The following is a 13,606-nucleotide window of genomic DNA, read 5'->3' on the forward strand; positions in this document are numbered from 1 at the left end:
TTTAATTATAAGTTTAGTAAGTGTCCTAATTTATTTACTTTCGTTTGTAAATACGATTTATTTTCTTCTTTTGCCGGCATTTGCAACGGTACACGCTCGACTACTTCTAAATCGTAACCTTGTAAGCCAGCAATTTTTCTTGGGTTATTCGTTAATAATCGTAAGCTTTGTAAACCTAAATCTTTTAATATTTGAGCACCGATACCGTAATCACGAAGATCAGCAGGGAAGCCGAGTTTTTCATTTGCTTCTACAGTATCGAATCCTTCTTCTTGTAATTTATAAGCGCGAAGCTTATTAAGAAGCCCAATGCCTCTTCCTTCTTGTCTCATATAAAGAAGAACACCTTTTCCTTCACGCTCAATTTGAGCAAGTGCTGCATGGAGTTGTGGTCCGCAATCGCAGCGATGTGAACCGAATACATCTCCTGTTAAGCATTCAGAATGAACACGTACAAGTACCGGTTCACCTGTTGAAATATCACCTTTTACAAGTGCGATATGTTCTTTCGTATCTAATGAGTTAGAATAGCCAATTGCGTGGAAAGTACCGAAATCTGTAGGTAATGTAATTTCCACTTCTCTCGTCACAAGTGTTTCATGATGGCGGCGATAAGCAATTAAATCTTCTATTGTAATCATTTTTATATCAAATTGTTTTGCGCATTCTATTAAATCAGGTACACGTGCCATCGTGCCGTCCTCATTTATAATTTCGCAAATAACTCCAGCTGGTTCGGCACCGCATAGCTTTGCTAAATCAACAGCAGCTTCTGTATGACCTGCACGACGCAGGACACCGCCTTCTTTCGCAATTAATGGAAAGATATGTCCAGGTCGATTGAAATCAGCGCCTTTTGATGCGGGGTTTAACAATTCTTGTATCGTAGTTGCACGTTCGTGAGCGCTAATCCCTGTTGTTGTAGAAACATGGTCAATGCTCACTGTAAACGCAGTATGATGTGAATCTGTATTATGAGATACCATTGGTTCTAATTGTAGACGTTCTGCGTACCCTGCTGTAATCGGTACACAAACGAGACCACGGCCATGTGTAATCATAAAATTAATTGTTTCTGGTGTAATGTACTCTGCTAAAGCAATAAAATCGCCTTCATTTTCTCGGTTTTCATCATCACATACGATAACGACTTTACCTTGTTTTAAATCTTCTAGAGCTTCTTCAATACGATGAAACATTATGCTTCCCCCTTATAGAAATCCGTTTTCTTGTAAAAAGCTTTCAGTCATTGAACCTACTCGTTTTGTAGGTTTAGTAATAAAGCGTTCGATATATTTACCAATCATGTCACACTCAATGTTTACGATATCTCCGGCATTTTTTTCTCCAATGACAGATTCGCTTACTGTGTGCGGGATGAGTGAAATCGTTATGGAAGATTCGTCTATATCAAATATCGTTAAACTCGTTCCATCAACAGCAATGGATCCTTTATGCAAACAATAGCGCAGCAGTTCATCAGAAATTGCTATTTTGTAATAGACGGCATTGTAATGTTGTTTTTTATTTAAAATCGTTCCGATGCCATCAATATGTCCTGAAACGAAATGTCCACCGAATCGTCCGTTTGCAGCCATTGCTCGCTCTAAATTTACTTTAGAGTGCGGTTTAAGCATGCGAAGTGATGTCGACTGCATCGTTTCAGGCATTGCATCAACTGTAAATGAATTAGTTGTAAAGCTTGTTACAGTTAAGCAAATACCGTTCACCGCGATACTATCACCTAAGTGAACATCTGATAAAATTTTCTTTGCATGAATCGTTAATTTCATCGCTTCTCCGCTTTGTTGCATGTTTGCTATCGTTCCTAATTCGTCTACAATTCCTGTAAACATTCCGTCACCTCGTTTCGGGCATTCGCAACAATTTTTATATCATCACCAATTTGTTTCATCTCTTGAATTTTCAAGGAAAGCGCATCTTGTAATTTTGAAAAACCATTTCCTCCAAATAAAGTAGGAGCATCTTTCCCACCAATTAATTTCGGGCTTATATAGGTTACAATTTCATTAAAATTGTTTGTTTTTAAGAAACTTGCATGAATCGATTGGCCACCTTCAACGAATAGAGAAAGAATTTGTTTTTCTCCAAGAAAGGAAAGAAGGTCCTCAATTTCTATATGCTTCGTTTCCATTTGGAATATAGCTATATTTTTAGATTCATAAGAAGATATCTTCTCTTTCTTTACATCCTTACCGACAATAATCCATGTCGGTGCTAAACCATCTGTTATAACATGAGAAGATGGTGGTGTTCGTAAATGGGTATCTAAAACAACGCGAATAGGATGTTTCCCACCATTTGGAATTCTTGTTGTTAAATGAGGATTATCAGCTATAACTGTATTCACTCCAACAAGAATTGCATCATGTATATGGCGATATTGGTGAACATCAGCACGTGCTTCTTCACCTGTAATCCACTTACTTTCACCAGTTACAGTTGCTGTTTTTCCATCTAAGCTCATCGCTGTTTTGATTGTTACAAAAGGGCGTTTCGTTTTCATGTAGTGAAAAAAGTAGCGATTTAATAAAACTGCTTCTGCTTCAAGAACACCGGTAGTTACTTCAATTCTAGCTTCCTCTAATCTTCTTTTTCCGTTACCAGAAACGAGCGGATTACAATCGAGAGTAGCAATTACAACACGCTTAACTCCTTTTTCGATGAGCAATTCACAACAAGGTGGTGTTTTTCCAAAGTGGCTACACGGTTCCAGTGTTACATAAACGGTAGCGTCTTTGGCGTTCTGACCAGCCATTTGAAGGGCATGAACTTCTGCGTGTTCTTCACCAGCCCGTAAATGAGCCCCCATACCAACGATGTTTCCATCTTTTACAACAACAGCACCAACCATAGGATTTGGACTTGTTTGTCCTGATGTTCCTTCTGCTAACTGCAGGGCAATCCTCATATATTCTTGATCTGTCATTTTCTTCACCTCTCCTAAAAAAATCAAAAAACCCCAAGGATTTAATATCCTTGGGGTTTGGGAGACGTGATTTCTAGAAATATAGTTTGAATACGAAAGCATAGGAAAGAAACCTAACGATAATTGATATTTCTGCATAAGGAAAAAACCTAGCAAAATATCGAATTTTTAAACGCTAGTTGTCTCTTTTTATTTCAGTATAAAAAATAAGTATAGAAAATTAAACATATATAAAGAATCAAAATGAATCTTTAAAAATATGCATACTGAAATAAAAGTGTATTCACTATATAAAAAACTAGAAACATATCCTTCTCCCATCCAGACTATACTGTCGGCCCTAGAGTTTCACTAGATCCACCGTTTTCGAGTTGAAAACGGGTCACGGACTTAGAAGTTTTCACTTCATCACCGCCGGTTGGGAATTTCACCCGACCCCGAAGGATGCTGTTTGCTCAAATTATAGCACAAAAAAAATAAAAGGCTAGTAAAAAATATTCGAATGTGAAGAATTGTGTGAAAATATATGCAGGCTGGAATGGAAATAAAAGTATTAGAAATGTTGTAAAGAGAAGGGATATAACGGAGTTGCTAAAAAGAAAAAACATGCACAAAAAAATGTGCATGTCACATTATTCTGCCTCTGGTGCTCTAACAACAGACTCGAATTTACCTTTATGCGAAGCGTCGCAATAAGGCATATTTTTTGATAAACCACAACGGCATAAAGAAAATGCCGGTTTTGCTGGGAATGCATTCCCTTGTGAGTCGACTAATTCCACGTCCCCTGTAACGCGAAAAGAGCCATTATCATTTACTTTAATTTGTACTTTTGCCAACGTTATCCCTCCTTCCCAAACGCTTAATTTCATCATATAATCAAGGGAAGTGCTTGGCAATATAAAGTGAAACTTTAATTAGTGAGGGAGGCATCCCCCACTAATTATTAGTTGAACCAATCGGGCTTTTAGGGGCAGTTAATCTCTTACCTAACTTCTTTGTTTCAGCCGAATTTTGAGGTGGGAGTTTTACTGCCCGCAAATAGCGGAGAAAAAAGAGCACTTTGTTTGAGAAAGAAGAGAGTGTTATAATAGTTTTCATAACTGACTAGAGTAAGGTGACGAGAGATGGATAAACAATTACATACATTACGAAACATTGCAAATGAGCGCACGTGGGCATCATTTTTGAATGATAATCATCCATATAGTTTGTTACATTGGTCCATTGCAGGTGTAGGGCAAGAGGCAAAGGATGTTTGGTTACTTCAAGATGAAGTAACATTTCAAACGACAGAATTCCCAACGTTAGATGATGCAATGCAATGGATTTCTGAAAATATGGAACAAGTTACAGACGTTTTAGCGCAATAAAAAACAGGCTTATGCAAGCCTGTTTTTTGTTTCTTTCACATATGTGTTTAAAAATTGATCGACGGCTGCTTCGTACTCTTCTTTATTTTCGTTATAAGAGCAAGCGTGTGCACCGTGTTCTGCAATATAAAGCTGCTTATTATTTTCTTTCGCTTCATATAACGCTTTTGTCATATCAGCTAAAATATAGTCGTCATCTTTACTATGAATAAAGAGAACGGGATTGTTAATGTTTTTTATACAGTCGATTGGTGAAACTTCACGAATTGTATAACCGTCACGAACTTTCAAAAATGCATTTGCTAAAGGTAATAAAGGCCATTTTGGTAAATGGAATTCAACCTTTAAACGGTGCTGTAATTGTCCGTGAAAATCAGAGAAAGGACAATCTGCAATATAGAAATCAGCACCATCTTCTACAAGTCCTGCGTATTGAAGAAGTGTTGCAGCTCCCATAGATTCACCATGAATACCAAGTGTAATATTGGTGCCAAAACGGTTTTTTAGCCAGTCAACTACGGATTTTAAATCATGTTTTTCATAGTATCCATAGCTTGTTGTTTTTCCGCCAGTTTTACCATGACGACGATGATCGTAAATGAGGACGTTATATCCCCTTTTTAAGAATAAGTTTGCATATTTTACAGAGTTTATTTTATTTACAGTTACACCGTGGCAAAAAACCATAAACTTATTGGTGGAATGACCAGCAGGAATGTAATATCCGTGAAGGTCGTATCCGAATTGTGAAGGGATATGAATTTCTTCTTTATGAAGAGCATCAAAATCCTCTATACGAAAATGTTTTTTCGTTTCTCTTTCGAGTACTTCTTCCTCTGTTTTTTTCTTTAAGTACATCACTTTATTTGTAAAGAAAATCCCAAGGGCAGTTATTGCACCTAGTATAGTAAACAATGCTGCAAAAAAACGTTTCATACTTTACCTCATCCTCCAAATACCGTTACATGTGATACACTTATATTGTATCACAATGATATAAAAGGGGAGAAATAGGAAATGCTGCATATACAAAAAATTACGCCAGCGATGAAAGAAACAATCCGAATGTTCATGTGTGAGAACTGGGGAAGTTCATTGATGGTTTCACGTGGTAAGGGACATCAGTTAGAAGAGTTGCCAGGATTTGTTGCGCTCTTAGATGACAGAATAATCGGAATTATAACGTATGAAGTGATCGGGAATATGTGCGAAATTGTATCGCTAGATAGCTTTGAAGAAAGAAAAGGAATAGGGACGAAACTTGTGGATTGTGTATTACAAGTTGCAGAAGAAGAACGGTGCAGACAGGTTTGGCTTATTACAACAAATGATAATATGAATGCGTTACGATTTTACCAAAAACGTAATTTTGTAATGACTAATTTATATGTGAATGCGGTAGAGGAGGCACGAAAAATAAAGAAAGAAATTCCACGTATTGGATATGATAATATCCCAATTTTACATGAAATTCAGTTGGAGTATCGTTTAGTGAAATGATGTAACAATTTTCAGAAATGTGAGTTATTAATCTTGACGGATAGTGTAATTTAGGTTACCGTAAATTTGTAATCTATTACCATATTAAGGGGTGACGATGTGGCAACTATACGTGATGTTGCAAAATTGGCAGGTGTTTCAGTCGCAACCGTTTCACGAGTTATTAATGAAAAAGGATACGTTCATGAGGACACAGTAAAACAAGTAAAGGAAGCAATTGAAGAATTACGTTATAGGCCAAACAGTGCAGCGAAGCCACTATTTAAAGAGAATTCAACGATAATTGCATTACTTGTAGATAATTTATGTAACCAATCAAACATCACTTTGCTACATTGTATTGAGGAACTAGCATATAAAGAAGGTTATCAAATCATTATTTGTAATATAGAGAATAAAGATAGATACATACATATGCTGAAGCAAAATAACATTGCAGGTGTTATTTTGACAAGAGCAGTTTTTAAAAGTGTAGGAAAAATTCCATTTCCGTTTGTTGTGATCGATGAGCAACAATCACATGGAAATTATTATGAAAGTGGACAGAGAGCTGTTTCTTTATTAAAAGAGAAAGGGTGTCACTTTCTTGCATATTTCGGTGAGGGAGAAGAAAGTGAAGAAATGGAAGATCATATAGCAGGGTTTTTAGACGCTGTTTGGGATGAAGGAATCTCTTATCGAGAAGAATGTGTACAAGGGTATACAAATAAACAATTTATTACATTATTGCAAAACAATCCGTATGTAGATGGAATTGTAGCCTCAAGTGATCAGATTGCTATTGAGTTAATTCGGTCAGCGAGATTTCTAAATATACATATACCAGATAAATTAAAAATTGTTGGACCGAACGGGAGTATAGAGTGTGAATGGATAGGTTCATCACTACCGACAATTGAAAGCTATGTCAAAGATAACGGAAAAGTAGCTTTTCAACAATTAAAAGGAAAAATAAAAAAGTAAAAGGTGCGTTTTATACGCACCTTTTTATAATGTAATTGCGGCAATAAAGCCAAATATAAGTAACGGTATATTGTAATGTAGAAAAGTGGGTACACATGTATCCCATATATGATGGTGCTGACCATCAGCATTTAAACCGGATGTTGGTCCAAGGGTACTATCCGATGCTGGAGATCCTGCGTCACCTAGTGCTCCGGCTGTACCGATAATTGCAATTGTGGCCATTGGACTAAATCCAAGCTGAATGCAAAGAGGTACAAAAATGGTTGTTAAGATAGGGATGGTTGAAAAGGATGAACCAATTCCCATCGTAACGAGAAGTCCAATAACGAGCATAAGAAATGCAGCGAGTGGTTTGTTATTTCCGATTATATGTGCACTCGTTTGCACCAGAGATTCAACATGTCCTGTTTTTCGAAGAACAGCGCCGAATCCAGCGGCAGCAATCATAACAAAGCCAATGAAGGACATCATACGCATTCCGCTTGTTAATATCGCATCTGCTTCTTTAAGTGGTAGACTGCCACTAACTGATAAGACGATAATACCTGCTAAAGCACCGAAAATCATTGATTCGGTTGTTAATTGAACAGTTAATGTAGCAATAATAGATAATAACCCGAAAGTAATGCTACGTTTTGTATAGGGAACGATTTCATTTTCGGTAGTATGAATTTGTTCTGTTTCATACGTACGAGGTTTTCGGTACGTAATGAATACCGCTACACATAATCCAATAATCATACCAATTGCTGGAATAGTCATTGCTTTTGGAATAAGTGTGACATCAAATGTAAGGCCGCTTTGCGCAGCGTTGGTTTGTAATACGTCATGATAAATTTTTCCGAATCCTGCAGGGATCCACATATAAGGAGTAATCAATCCAAATGTAATAATACATGTGACAAGTCTGCGATCCACTTTCAGCTCATTTAATACTTTTAAAAGTGCTGGAATTAAGATGGGGATGAAAGCAATGTGAACAGGAATCAAATTTTGTGAGAAACAAGCCATCGTTAAAATAATGAATAAAATAAGTATTTTAGAATAAACTTGTTTTTTCGTGTCTTGTTCATTGCCAATCCATTTTAATGCAGTTTGAATCATAGCATCTGGAAGTCCTGTTTTGGAAAGGGAAATAGCGAAACCACCAAGCATTGCATAACTTAAAGCGATTGGAGCACTATTTCCAAGACCAGTTGTAAAAGTGTTAATCGTTTCTGAAATACCGAGTCCGCCGATAATTCCGCCTGTTAAAGCTCCAACAATGATGGCGACAATGACCTGGACACGTAACAAACTAAGCAATAGCATAATTGCTACTGCGACGAGTACAGCGTTCATAATAAATGTAATCTCCCTAAATATTTATTCTGTTAAGACAAGTAAATATGAAATGTTTTGCTATGTTTATACATACTTGCGACATATTATTATAAAATGTTTTCTATGAAATGTAAAAGAGCCTTTTGTTACTAATGCTGAAAAGCTAGCTCTTGTTTAATTGATTGCAAAGAATTAGCGAATAATTCTGGTTCTTCTAAATCAGGAGAATGTGCTGAATTTGGGAACCAAATCATCTTTTTTATAGGCGCTTCAATAATATCGCAATATTCTTGAACGAGTGCATAAGGAGTTTGATAATCATAGCGACCAGAACAAAAATAAACTGGAATAGATAAACTTGAGATAGAAGAAAAGAAATCGATTGTCAGCATTTCTTCCCATAAAACTCCAGATTTTAAATTTCCTGCGAGAAACTTGAACCAATCTAATAGCGTATACTCAGGAGAAAAGAAACCTTTTCGTATGAAAGAAAAGGAAGATCCGTTTTGGATTGCGCCTCCAAATGTGCCAAGCCACTTTCTTTGAATAATGAGACGTCTCGTATCTAAAAATGGTGGTTTGCCTAATTTTAAAAGGGAAGCTAATGCCTTTTTATGATCATGTTTTTTTGCAGAATGAATTAAATGTTGATATAGCAATTCTTCATTTTGTTTCATATGTACAATTTGCCCAATACCGATGTAAGCCTCGATATACTTTGGATATTGATGTGCTATGTTAAGCCCAATAATACTTCCCCAAGAATGACCAGCGAGAAATAGTTTTTGTTTGTTGAACCTTTTAAGTACATATTGAATCACTTCTTTTGCATCGGAAACGAATTGTTCGATTGTGAAATTTGCTCCGAAATCTTTCAGTGAAAAGGATTTACCAGCCCCGCGCTGATCCCAATTAATAACAATAAATTGCTTCTCTAATTCTTTTTGAAAATGGCGAATAAATCCGATTTGTGCCATCCCAGGTCCACCGTGACAGCATAATAAAATAGGTTGCTCTACGTTTTGTCCACGCATAAGGAGAGTTTGTTTTCGATTATTAATCATAACGCTTTCTATCGTAGCGATACTATTAGGAATGAGTTGTTTGTTTTCATTATAGAACTGAGGGGTGTAGCTACGAAAAAGCATATTGAAAACCTCCTTTTGTGAAATCGTATGAATCGCACAGGCTATTCATTTTGCATATACTGTTAGAAAATCATTGTAACATACCATACTAGTGTCATTTCAACACGGGAGGAGGGAAATTGTGACGATTGGAGAAATTATAGATGGTTTAAATAGACGTGAACCCATCGCTATTATAGCAAAACGTCTTGAAATTAGCCCGTATACATTATCGAAGAAATTAAGATTGATTGGATACGAATATGATGGAGAGCAGAAGAAACGTATTTTTGTAGGAGATGGAGAAGAACCACGTCACTTACAACTCCAAGAAGCGACCGCCCTTCAATATGAGAAAACAGATTATCAATTGTTAATTTATGAGCAATTACAAAGCATTTATGAATTATTAAGAAAAAGAGAAGAAGTAATTGTACCAATTATGAGTAAAAGTACAGAGAAGAAGAGACGAACCTTTTCTATTAATACAGAAATATTATCACAATTGGACCTTATATCAGAATCGAAAGGAGTTCAAAAATCTAAACTTGTAGAAGAGGCGTTGCACCAATTTTTACAGCAATATGAAGTTGACAAAACATCACATTTTGATAACTAAAGAAAAGGATACTATGTTCATTGGAAGAACGAGTATCCTTTTTATGATGTATATTACATATAAAATAGAGGATCAGTATAAATCCTTTATGGCGTGAAAAATGAAATTTATTATTAGAGAAACACTTAATTTACTTTTTGAATTCTTCCATCAATAACTGGCTGAATTGGTTCTTTTAATTGTTTTACGTAATCGACTAACGCTTCAAAGTCGTTTGGACCAGTTTCTGCATTTTTACCATTTTTAAATGATACGAATCCGTCACCGCCAGAAGCTAAGAAGGCATTTGCAACTACGCTATACATTTTAGATGGAGATAATTCTTCACCGTTTGTTAAACGTATATTTGTAACTTTTTCACCGTTTGGTTTATTTGCATCCCACGTATATTGAATACCTGAAATTTGAAGCATTCTTGTTGTTCCTTTTTGCCATTGCTGATTTAAAATATCGCGAATGTCTTGACCTGTTAAATCTACTTTAATTAATTGATTTCCAAAAGGTTGAATGCCGTATAACTCACCCCACGTAATATCACCAGCATCTAAGTCATTACGAATGCCACCAGGATTCATGAGGGCGATTTGAGTTTGCATTGTTTGACGCTGAGCATCGGCAACTAAATTTCCAAGAGTGGACTCACCAGCATCATTTTGTTTACGGTCGATAGGTGCTGTAGATTTTCCGACTACTTCATTTACAAGTGGTGCAATTTTTTCTTTATATTGATCTAGTTTTTTCTTTACTTGTTTATCAGGTTCTACACCTTCATGATACGTTGTAACAACTTCAGCTTTTTTCTTTACAATATCCTTTGTTTTACGATCAATTGTTACATCCACGTCTGAGAAAGCCGTTCCGTATGAATTTGCTTGGACAATTAGTTTATTATTTACTGTACCATTTACATACGTATGACTATGTCCACCGAAAATAACATCAACTTCTGGGTCTGTTTCATTTGCAATTCGAGTAAGATCGCCATTTGTTACCCCAGACTCATCGGTTGTTCCACCGACATGAGCAAGAACGACGATAGATTTAACGCCGAGACGTTTTAATTGTTGTGTTGATTTATTAATTGCTTCTACTTCATCAGTAATTTGTACATTGTTAAGCATCGTAGGCATAACGACATTTGGTGTATCAGTTGTAACAACCCCAATGAATCCTACAGGAACACCATCTACCATTTTTACAGTAAACGGTGGTAAAAATAAGCGGCCAGTTGATTTGTTGTAGAAGTTAGCAGCTACATAGGGGAAGTTAGCTCCTTTGAAATTTCCTGTTTTTTCATGATATCCACCGTAAATGAGGCGTTGCATTTCATCAATACCTTCATCAAATTCATGGTTTCCGATTGTACCAACATCAAATTTTAAGTCATTTAAAAATTCAATTGTCGGTTCATCTTGTAATAATGCTGAAACTGGTGGACTAGCTCCGACGATATCACCAGCATGTACGAGAAGTGTATTAGGGTTTTGTTTTTTACGTTCTTTTAAATAAGTAGCTAAGTAATCAGCGCCACCAGCTTCTTTATTATTGATTTTTTTAACAGTATCTAGTTGTCCATGGAAATCATTAATACCAAGCATTTGTACGTCTATGTAGCGGTTTTGTTCAGCTGGATTCTGAGATGGGGGAGCGGCAAATACGCTTGAAAAAGTAATGGTGCTTAAAACAGCAACGGCAGGAATAATTTTTTTCCACATAATATAATTCTCCTTTTTTTATAATCTGACATCATACGACATAATTTTAATAGATTCATAGGATTATAGCTACACAAAAATTTAGTCTTTTCGAAAAATTAACATATTTACAAAAAGTGAATAATAGAGTAAAGACCCTTTTTTATTGTCGATTTCATCGTGTATCTACTATAATGGAGAAAAAAGTAAAAGGTGAGTAGCATGAAGAAAAAGAAACAAAGACAAATGCAAAGACAATCGCAAGTGAATCAACCAAAGAAAGAAACACTTACATTAGGCGATCAATTAAATGATTCACTCATGCAACAATTAAAGAGTAAGAAGAAAGAGTTGCAAGTGAGAGAAGAGGAAAAAGAGGCAGCTGAACTGGAAAGAAAGCGCCAAGAACAAAAAGAACGTGAAAAGAATAAATCATTTGAAGAACTGCTAAGTGAAAGTAACCTTACTTGGAAAGACTTTAAATAATAAAAAATGATCAGTGAAATACCACTGATCATTTTTTGACGAGCTTGTAAGAAAAGGGGAGTTAGAATGAGAAAAATTGTCGTTGTTCCACATGAAAACCATTGGAGTGAAAAATTTCAAATGGAGGCTAAAAGATTAAAATCAGCGATGCCAGAAACGGTAAAAATTCATCATATTGGAAGTACGTCAGTTCCTGGACTGGCAGCTAAACCTATTATTGATATGATCATGGAAGTAGAAAATATCGAAAGAGTAGATGGGTGGAATGAACGATTTATAGAGCTTGGTTACATCGTAAAAGGGGAAAATGGTATTTCAAGACGCCGATATTTTATTCATGGAACTGAAGAAAAACGTTCGTATCATTTACACGTGTTTGAAAAAGGAAATCCAGAGATAGTAAGGCATTTAGCATTTCGTGATTATATGATGGCTCATTGTGAAGAAGCAGAGACATATGCAACCTTAAAGAAAGAATTAGCCGAAAAGTATACATATGATGGCGCGTTATATACGGAAGGAAAAAATGAGTTTGTGCGCAATGTGGATGAAAAAGCGAAAGAATGGAGAAAAAATAACGTGAATGAATGAATTCACGTTATTTTTTAACTATATAAAAGTGTTATGTAAACTGTACGTATGTTTTGACTTTTGGGATGAATCTTGTTGAAATAAAGTTGTGGCTTATAAAAAATGTAACAATGAAAGGGAGACGACTGTGCATATTCCAACAACTACACTTCATAATGGCGTGAAAATGCCGATGATTGGTCTAGGCGTATATAAAGCGAAAGAAGGAGACGAAGTAAAGCAAGCAGTAAAAACAGCGTTAGAAGTTGGATACCGTTCGATTGATACAGCAACTGTATATGAAAATGAAAGCGGTGTCGGAGAGGCGATACGTGAATCAGGAATTCCAAGAGAAGATCTATTTATTACAACAAAAGTATGGAACGACGATCAAGGATATGAGGAGACACTCGAGGCATTTGAAAAGAGTTTAAAAAAATTACAAATGGACTATGTAGATTTATATTTAATACATTGGCCGGTAAGAGGGAAGTATGTTGATACGTACCGAGCTTTGGAAAAATTGTATGAAGAAGGTAAAGTGCGCGCGATTGGTGTTTCTAATTTTCATAAACATCATTTAGAACTATTATTACCAAATTGCAAAGTGAAGCCGATGGTAAACCAAGTGGAACTTCATCCGATGTTGACGCAATTTGAGTTGCGCAATTATTGTCAAGATGAGCAAATTCAAATGGAAGCATGGAGTCCGTTAATGAGGGGCGGAGAAGTATTCCAGCATCCAATCATTCAGGCTATTGCTAACAAATATGAAAAAACACCTGCACAAGTTATATTAAGGTGGGATATTCAAAGCGGGATTGTTACAATTCCTAAATCTGTTACACCATCTCGTATTAAAGAAAACTTTACTATTTTTGATTTTGCACTAACTGAAGAAGAGATACGTCAAATTAACACGTTGAATCGTGATTTACATGTAGGAACGAATCCTGATAAATATGATACGTTATAAAAAAGACTGTCTCCTGATACTG

Annotated in this window: 15 protein-coding genes and 1 riboswitch; of the genes, 7 read left to right on the forward strand and 8 right to left on the reverse strand. The window is 36.0% G+C overall.

Annotated features, from left to right (window positions below):
- Positions 1-5: 5 nt before the first annotated feature.
- From ribBA to AU379_RS03795, 4 genes are all read right to left on the reverse strand, one after another.
- Positions 6-1,199, reverse strand: coding sequence for a bifunctional 3,4-dihydroxy-2-butanone 4-phosphate synthase/GTP cyclohydrolase II (ribBA, locus tag AU379_RS03780; RefSeq protein ID WP_000468983.1), 1,194 nt, complete (start codon positions 1,197-1,199; stop codon positions 6-8).
- 12 nt (positions 1,200-1,211) lie between these two features.
- On the reverse strand, positions 1,212-1,856 hold the full coding sequence (gene ribE / locus AU379_RS03785) for a riboflavin synthase subunit alpha (protein WP_000493869.1): 645 nt from the start codon (positions 1,854-1,856) through the stop codon (positions 1,212-1,214).
- Positions 1,838-2,950 carry a bifunctional diaminohydroxyphosphoribosylaminopyrimidine deaminase/5-amino-6-(5-phosphoribosylamino)uracil reductase RibD gene (ribD, locus tag AU379_RS03790; RefSeq protein ID WP_000131984.1) on the reverse strand — a complete coding sequence of 371 codons (1,113 nt, stop codon included), beginning with the start codon at positions 2,948-2,950 and terminating at the stop codon, positions 1,838-1,840. Before ribD ends, ribE begins: the two co-directional genes overlap by 19 nt.
- Before the next feature lie 305 nt (positions 2,951-3,255).
- Positions 3,256-3,399: riboswitch (FMN riboswitch) on the reverse strand.
- 183 nt (positions 3,400-3,582) lie between these two features.
- The gene (locus AU379_RS03795) at positions 3,583-3,789 is read right to left on the reverse strand and encodes a CDGSH iron-sulfur domain-containing protein (RefSeq protein ID WP_001151579.1); all 207 of its coding nucleotides are present in this window, start codon (positions 3,787-3,789) and stop codon (positions 3,583-3,585) included.
- 288 nt (positions 3,790-4,077) lie between these two features.
- Here AU379_RS03795 and AU379_RS03800 point away from each other — a divergent pair, with 288 nt between their 5' ends.
- Positions 4,078-4,323, forward strand: coding sequence for a DUF2552 family protein (locus AU379_RS03800; protein WP_000360793.1), 246 nt, complete (start codon positions 4,078-4,080; stop codon positions 4,321-4,323).
- 9 nt (positions 4,324-4,332) lie between these two features.
- On the opposite strand, the gene AU379_RS03805 is transcribed toward AU379_RS03800, so the two are convergent.
- Positions 4,333-5,259 (reverse strand): alpha/beta hydrolase, encoded by a 927-nt coding sequence (locus AU379_RS03805; protein WP_000819234.1) that lies wholly within the window; start codon positions 5,257-5,259, stop codon positions 4,333-4,335.
- 81 nt (positions 5,260-5,340) lie between these two features.
- Here AU379_RS03805 and AU379_RS03810 point away from each other — a divergent pair, with 81 nt between their 5' ends.
- Both AU379_RS03810 and AU379_RS03815 read left to right on the forward strand, forming a co-directional pair.
- The gene (locus AU379_RS03810) at positions 5,341-5,823 is read left to right on the forward strand and encodes a GNAT family N-acetyltransferase (RefSeq protein ID WP_000902432.1); all 483 of its coding nucleotides are present in this window, start codon (positions 5,341-5,343) and stop codon (positions 5,821-5,823) included.
- 99 nt (positions 5,824-5,922) lie between these two features.
- On the forward strand, positions 5,923-6,786 hold the full coding sequence (locus AU379_RS03815; RefSeq protein ID WP_061138968.1) for a LacI family DNA-binding transcriptional regulator: 864 nt from the start codon (positions 5,923-5,925) through the stop codon (positions 6,784-6,786).
- 24 nt (positions 6,787-6,810) lie between these two features.
- Here the strand turns inward: AU379_RS03815 and AU379_RS03820 are convergent, their stop codons facing one another.
- Positions 6,811-8,130 carry a Na+/H+ antiporter family protein gene (locus tag AU379_RS03820; RefSeq protein WP_000994808.1) on the reverse strand — a complete coding sequence of 440 codons (1,320 nt, stop codon included), beginning with the start codon at positions 8,128-8,130 and terminating at the stop codon, positions 6,811-6,813.
- Between the two features lie 131 nt (positions 8,131-8,261).
- The gene (locus AU379_RS03825; protein WP_000898966.1) at positions 8,262-9,260 is read right to left on the reverse strand and encodes an alpha/beta hydrolase; all 999 of its coding nucleotides are present in this window, start codon (positions 9,258-9,260) and stop codon (positions 8,262-8,264) included.
- Positions 9,261-9,381: 121 nt separating this feature from the next.
- Here AU379_RS03825 and AU379_RS03830 point away from each other — a divergent pair, with 121 nt between their 5' ends.
- A complete protein-coding gene (locus AU379_RS03830; protein WP_000151927.1) occupies positions 9,382-9,858 on the forward strand; it encodes a ribbon-helix-helix domain-containing protein in 477 nt (158 codons plus the stop codon).
- Between the two features lie 125 nt (positions 9,859-9,983).
- On the opposite strand, the gene AU379_RS03835 is transcribed toward AU379_RS03830, so the two are convergent.
- On the reverse strand, positions 9,984-11,573 hold the full coding sequence (locus AU379_RS03835) for a 5'-nucleotidase C-terminal domain-containing protein (protein ID WP_000265548.1): 1,590 nt from the start codon (positions 11,571-11,573) through the stop codon (positions 9,984-9,986).
- A gap of 201 nt (positions 11,574-11,774) precedes the next feature.
- On the opposite strand from AU379_RS03835, the gene AU379_RS03840 reads away from it, so the two are divergent.
- The 3 genes from AU379_RS03840 to AU379_RS03850 all read left to right on the forward strand — a co-directional run bounded on the left by AU379_RS03840 (position 11,775) and on the right by AU379_RS03850 (position 13,584).
- Positions 11,775-12,038 (forward strand): YqkE family protein, encoded by a 264-nt coding sequence (locus tag AU379_RS03840; protein ID WP_000727561.1) that lies wholly within the window; start codon positions 11,775-11,777, stop codon positions 12,036-12,038.
- Between the two features lie 66 nt (positions 12,039-12,104).
- Entirely contained in the window at positions 12,105-12,629 is a 525-nt protein-coding gene (locus tag AU379_RS03845; protein ID WP_001227188.1) for a GrpB family protein, read from the forward strand.
- A gap of 127 nt (positions 12,630-12,756) precedes the next feature.
- Positions 12,757-13,584, forward strand: a complete 828-nt coding sequence (locus AU379_RS03850) for an aldo/keto reductase (protein ID WP_000547994.1) — start codon at positions 12,757-12,759, stop codon at positions 13,582-13,584.
- The last annotated feature ends 22 nt before the right edge of the window (positions 13,585-13,606 follow it).

This window comes from Bacillus sp. JH7 (assembly GCF_001563515.1).
Taxonomy (GTDB): Bacteria; Bacillota; Bacilli; order Bacillales; family Bacillaceae_G; genus Bacillus_A; species Bacillus_A cereus.

Bases quoted from the DNA above. Each gene is read 5' to 3' on its own strand.
- ribBA (WP_000468983.1), bottom strand. From the start codon at position 1,199: ATGTTTCATCGTATTGAAGAAGCTCTAGAAGATTTAAAACAAGGTAAA.
- ribE (WP_000493869.1), bottom strand. From the start codon at position 1,856: ATGTTTACAGGAATTGTAGACGAATTAGGAACGATAGCAAACATGCAA.
- ribD (WP_000131984.1), bottom strand. From the start codon at position 2,950: ATGACAGATCAAGAATATATGAGGATTGCCCTGCAGTTAGCAGAAGGA.
- AU379_RS03800 (WP_000360793.1), top strand. From the start codon at position 4,078: ATGGATAAACAATTACATACATTACGAAACATTGCAAATGAGCGCACG.
- AU379_RS03805 (WP_000819234.1), bottom strand. From the start codon at position 5,259: ATGAAACGTTTTTTTGCAGCATTGTTTACTATACTAGGTGCAATAACT.
- AU379_RS03810 (WP_000902432.1), top strand. From the start codon at position 5,341: ATGCTGCATATACAAAAAATTACGCCAGCGATGAAAGAAACAATCCGA.
- AU379_RS03820 (WP_000994808.1), bottom strand. From the start codon at position 8,130: ATGAACGCTGTACTCGTCGCAGTAGCAATTATGCTATTGCTTAGTTTG.
- AU379_RS03825 (WP_000898966.1), bottom strand. From the start codon at position 9,260: ATGCTTTTTCGTAGCTACACCCCTCAGTTCTATAATGAAAACAAACAA.
- AU379_RS03835 (WP_000265548.1), bottom strand. From the start codon at position 11,573: ATGTGGAAAAAAATTATTCCTGCCGTTGCTGTTTTAAGCACCATTACT.
- AU379_RS03840 (WP_000727561.1), top strand. From the start codon at position 11,775: ATGAAGAAAAAGAAACAAAGACAAATGCAAAGACAATCGCAAGTGAAT.
- AU379_RS03845 (WP_001227188.1), top strand. From the start codon at position 12,105: ATGAGAAAAATTGTCGTTGTTCCACATGAAAACCATTGGAGTGAAAAA.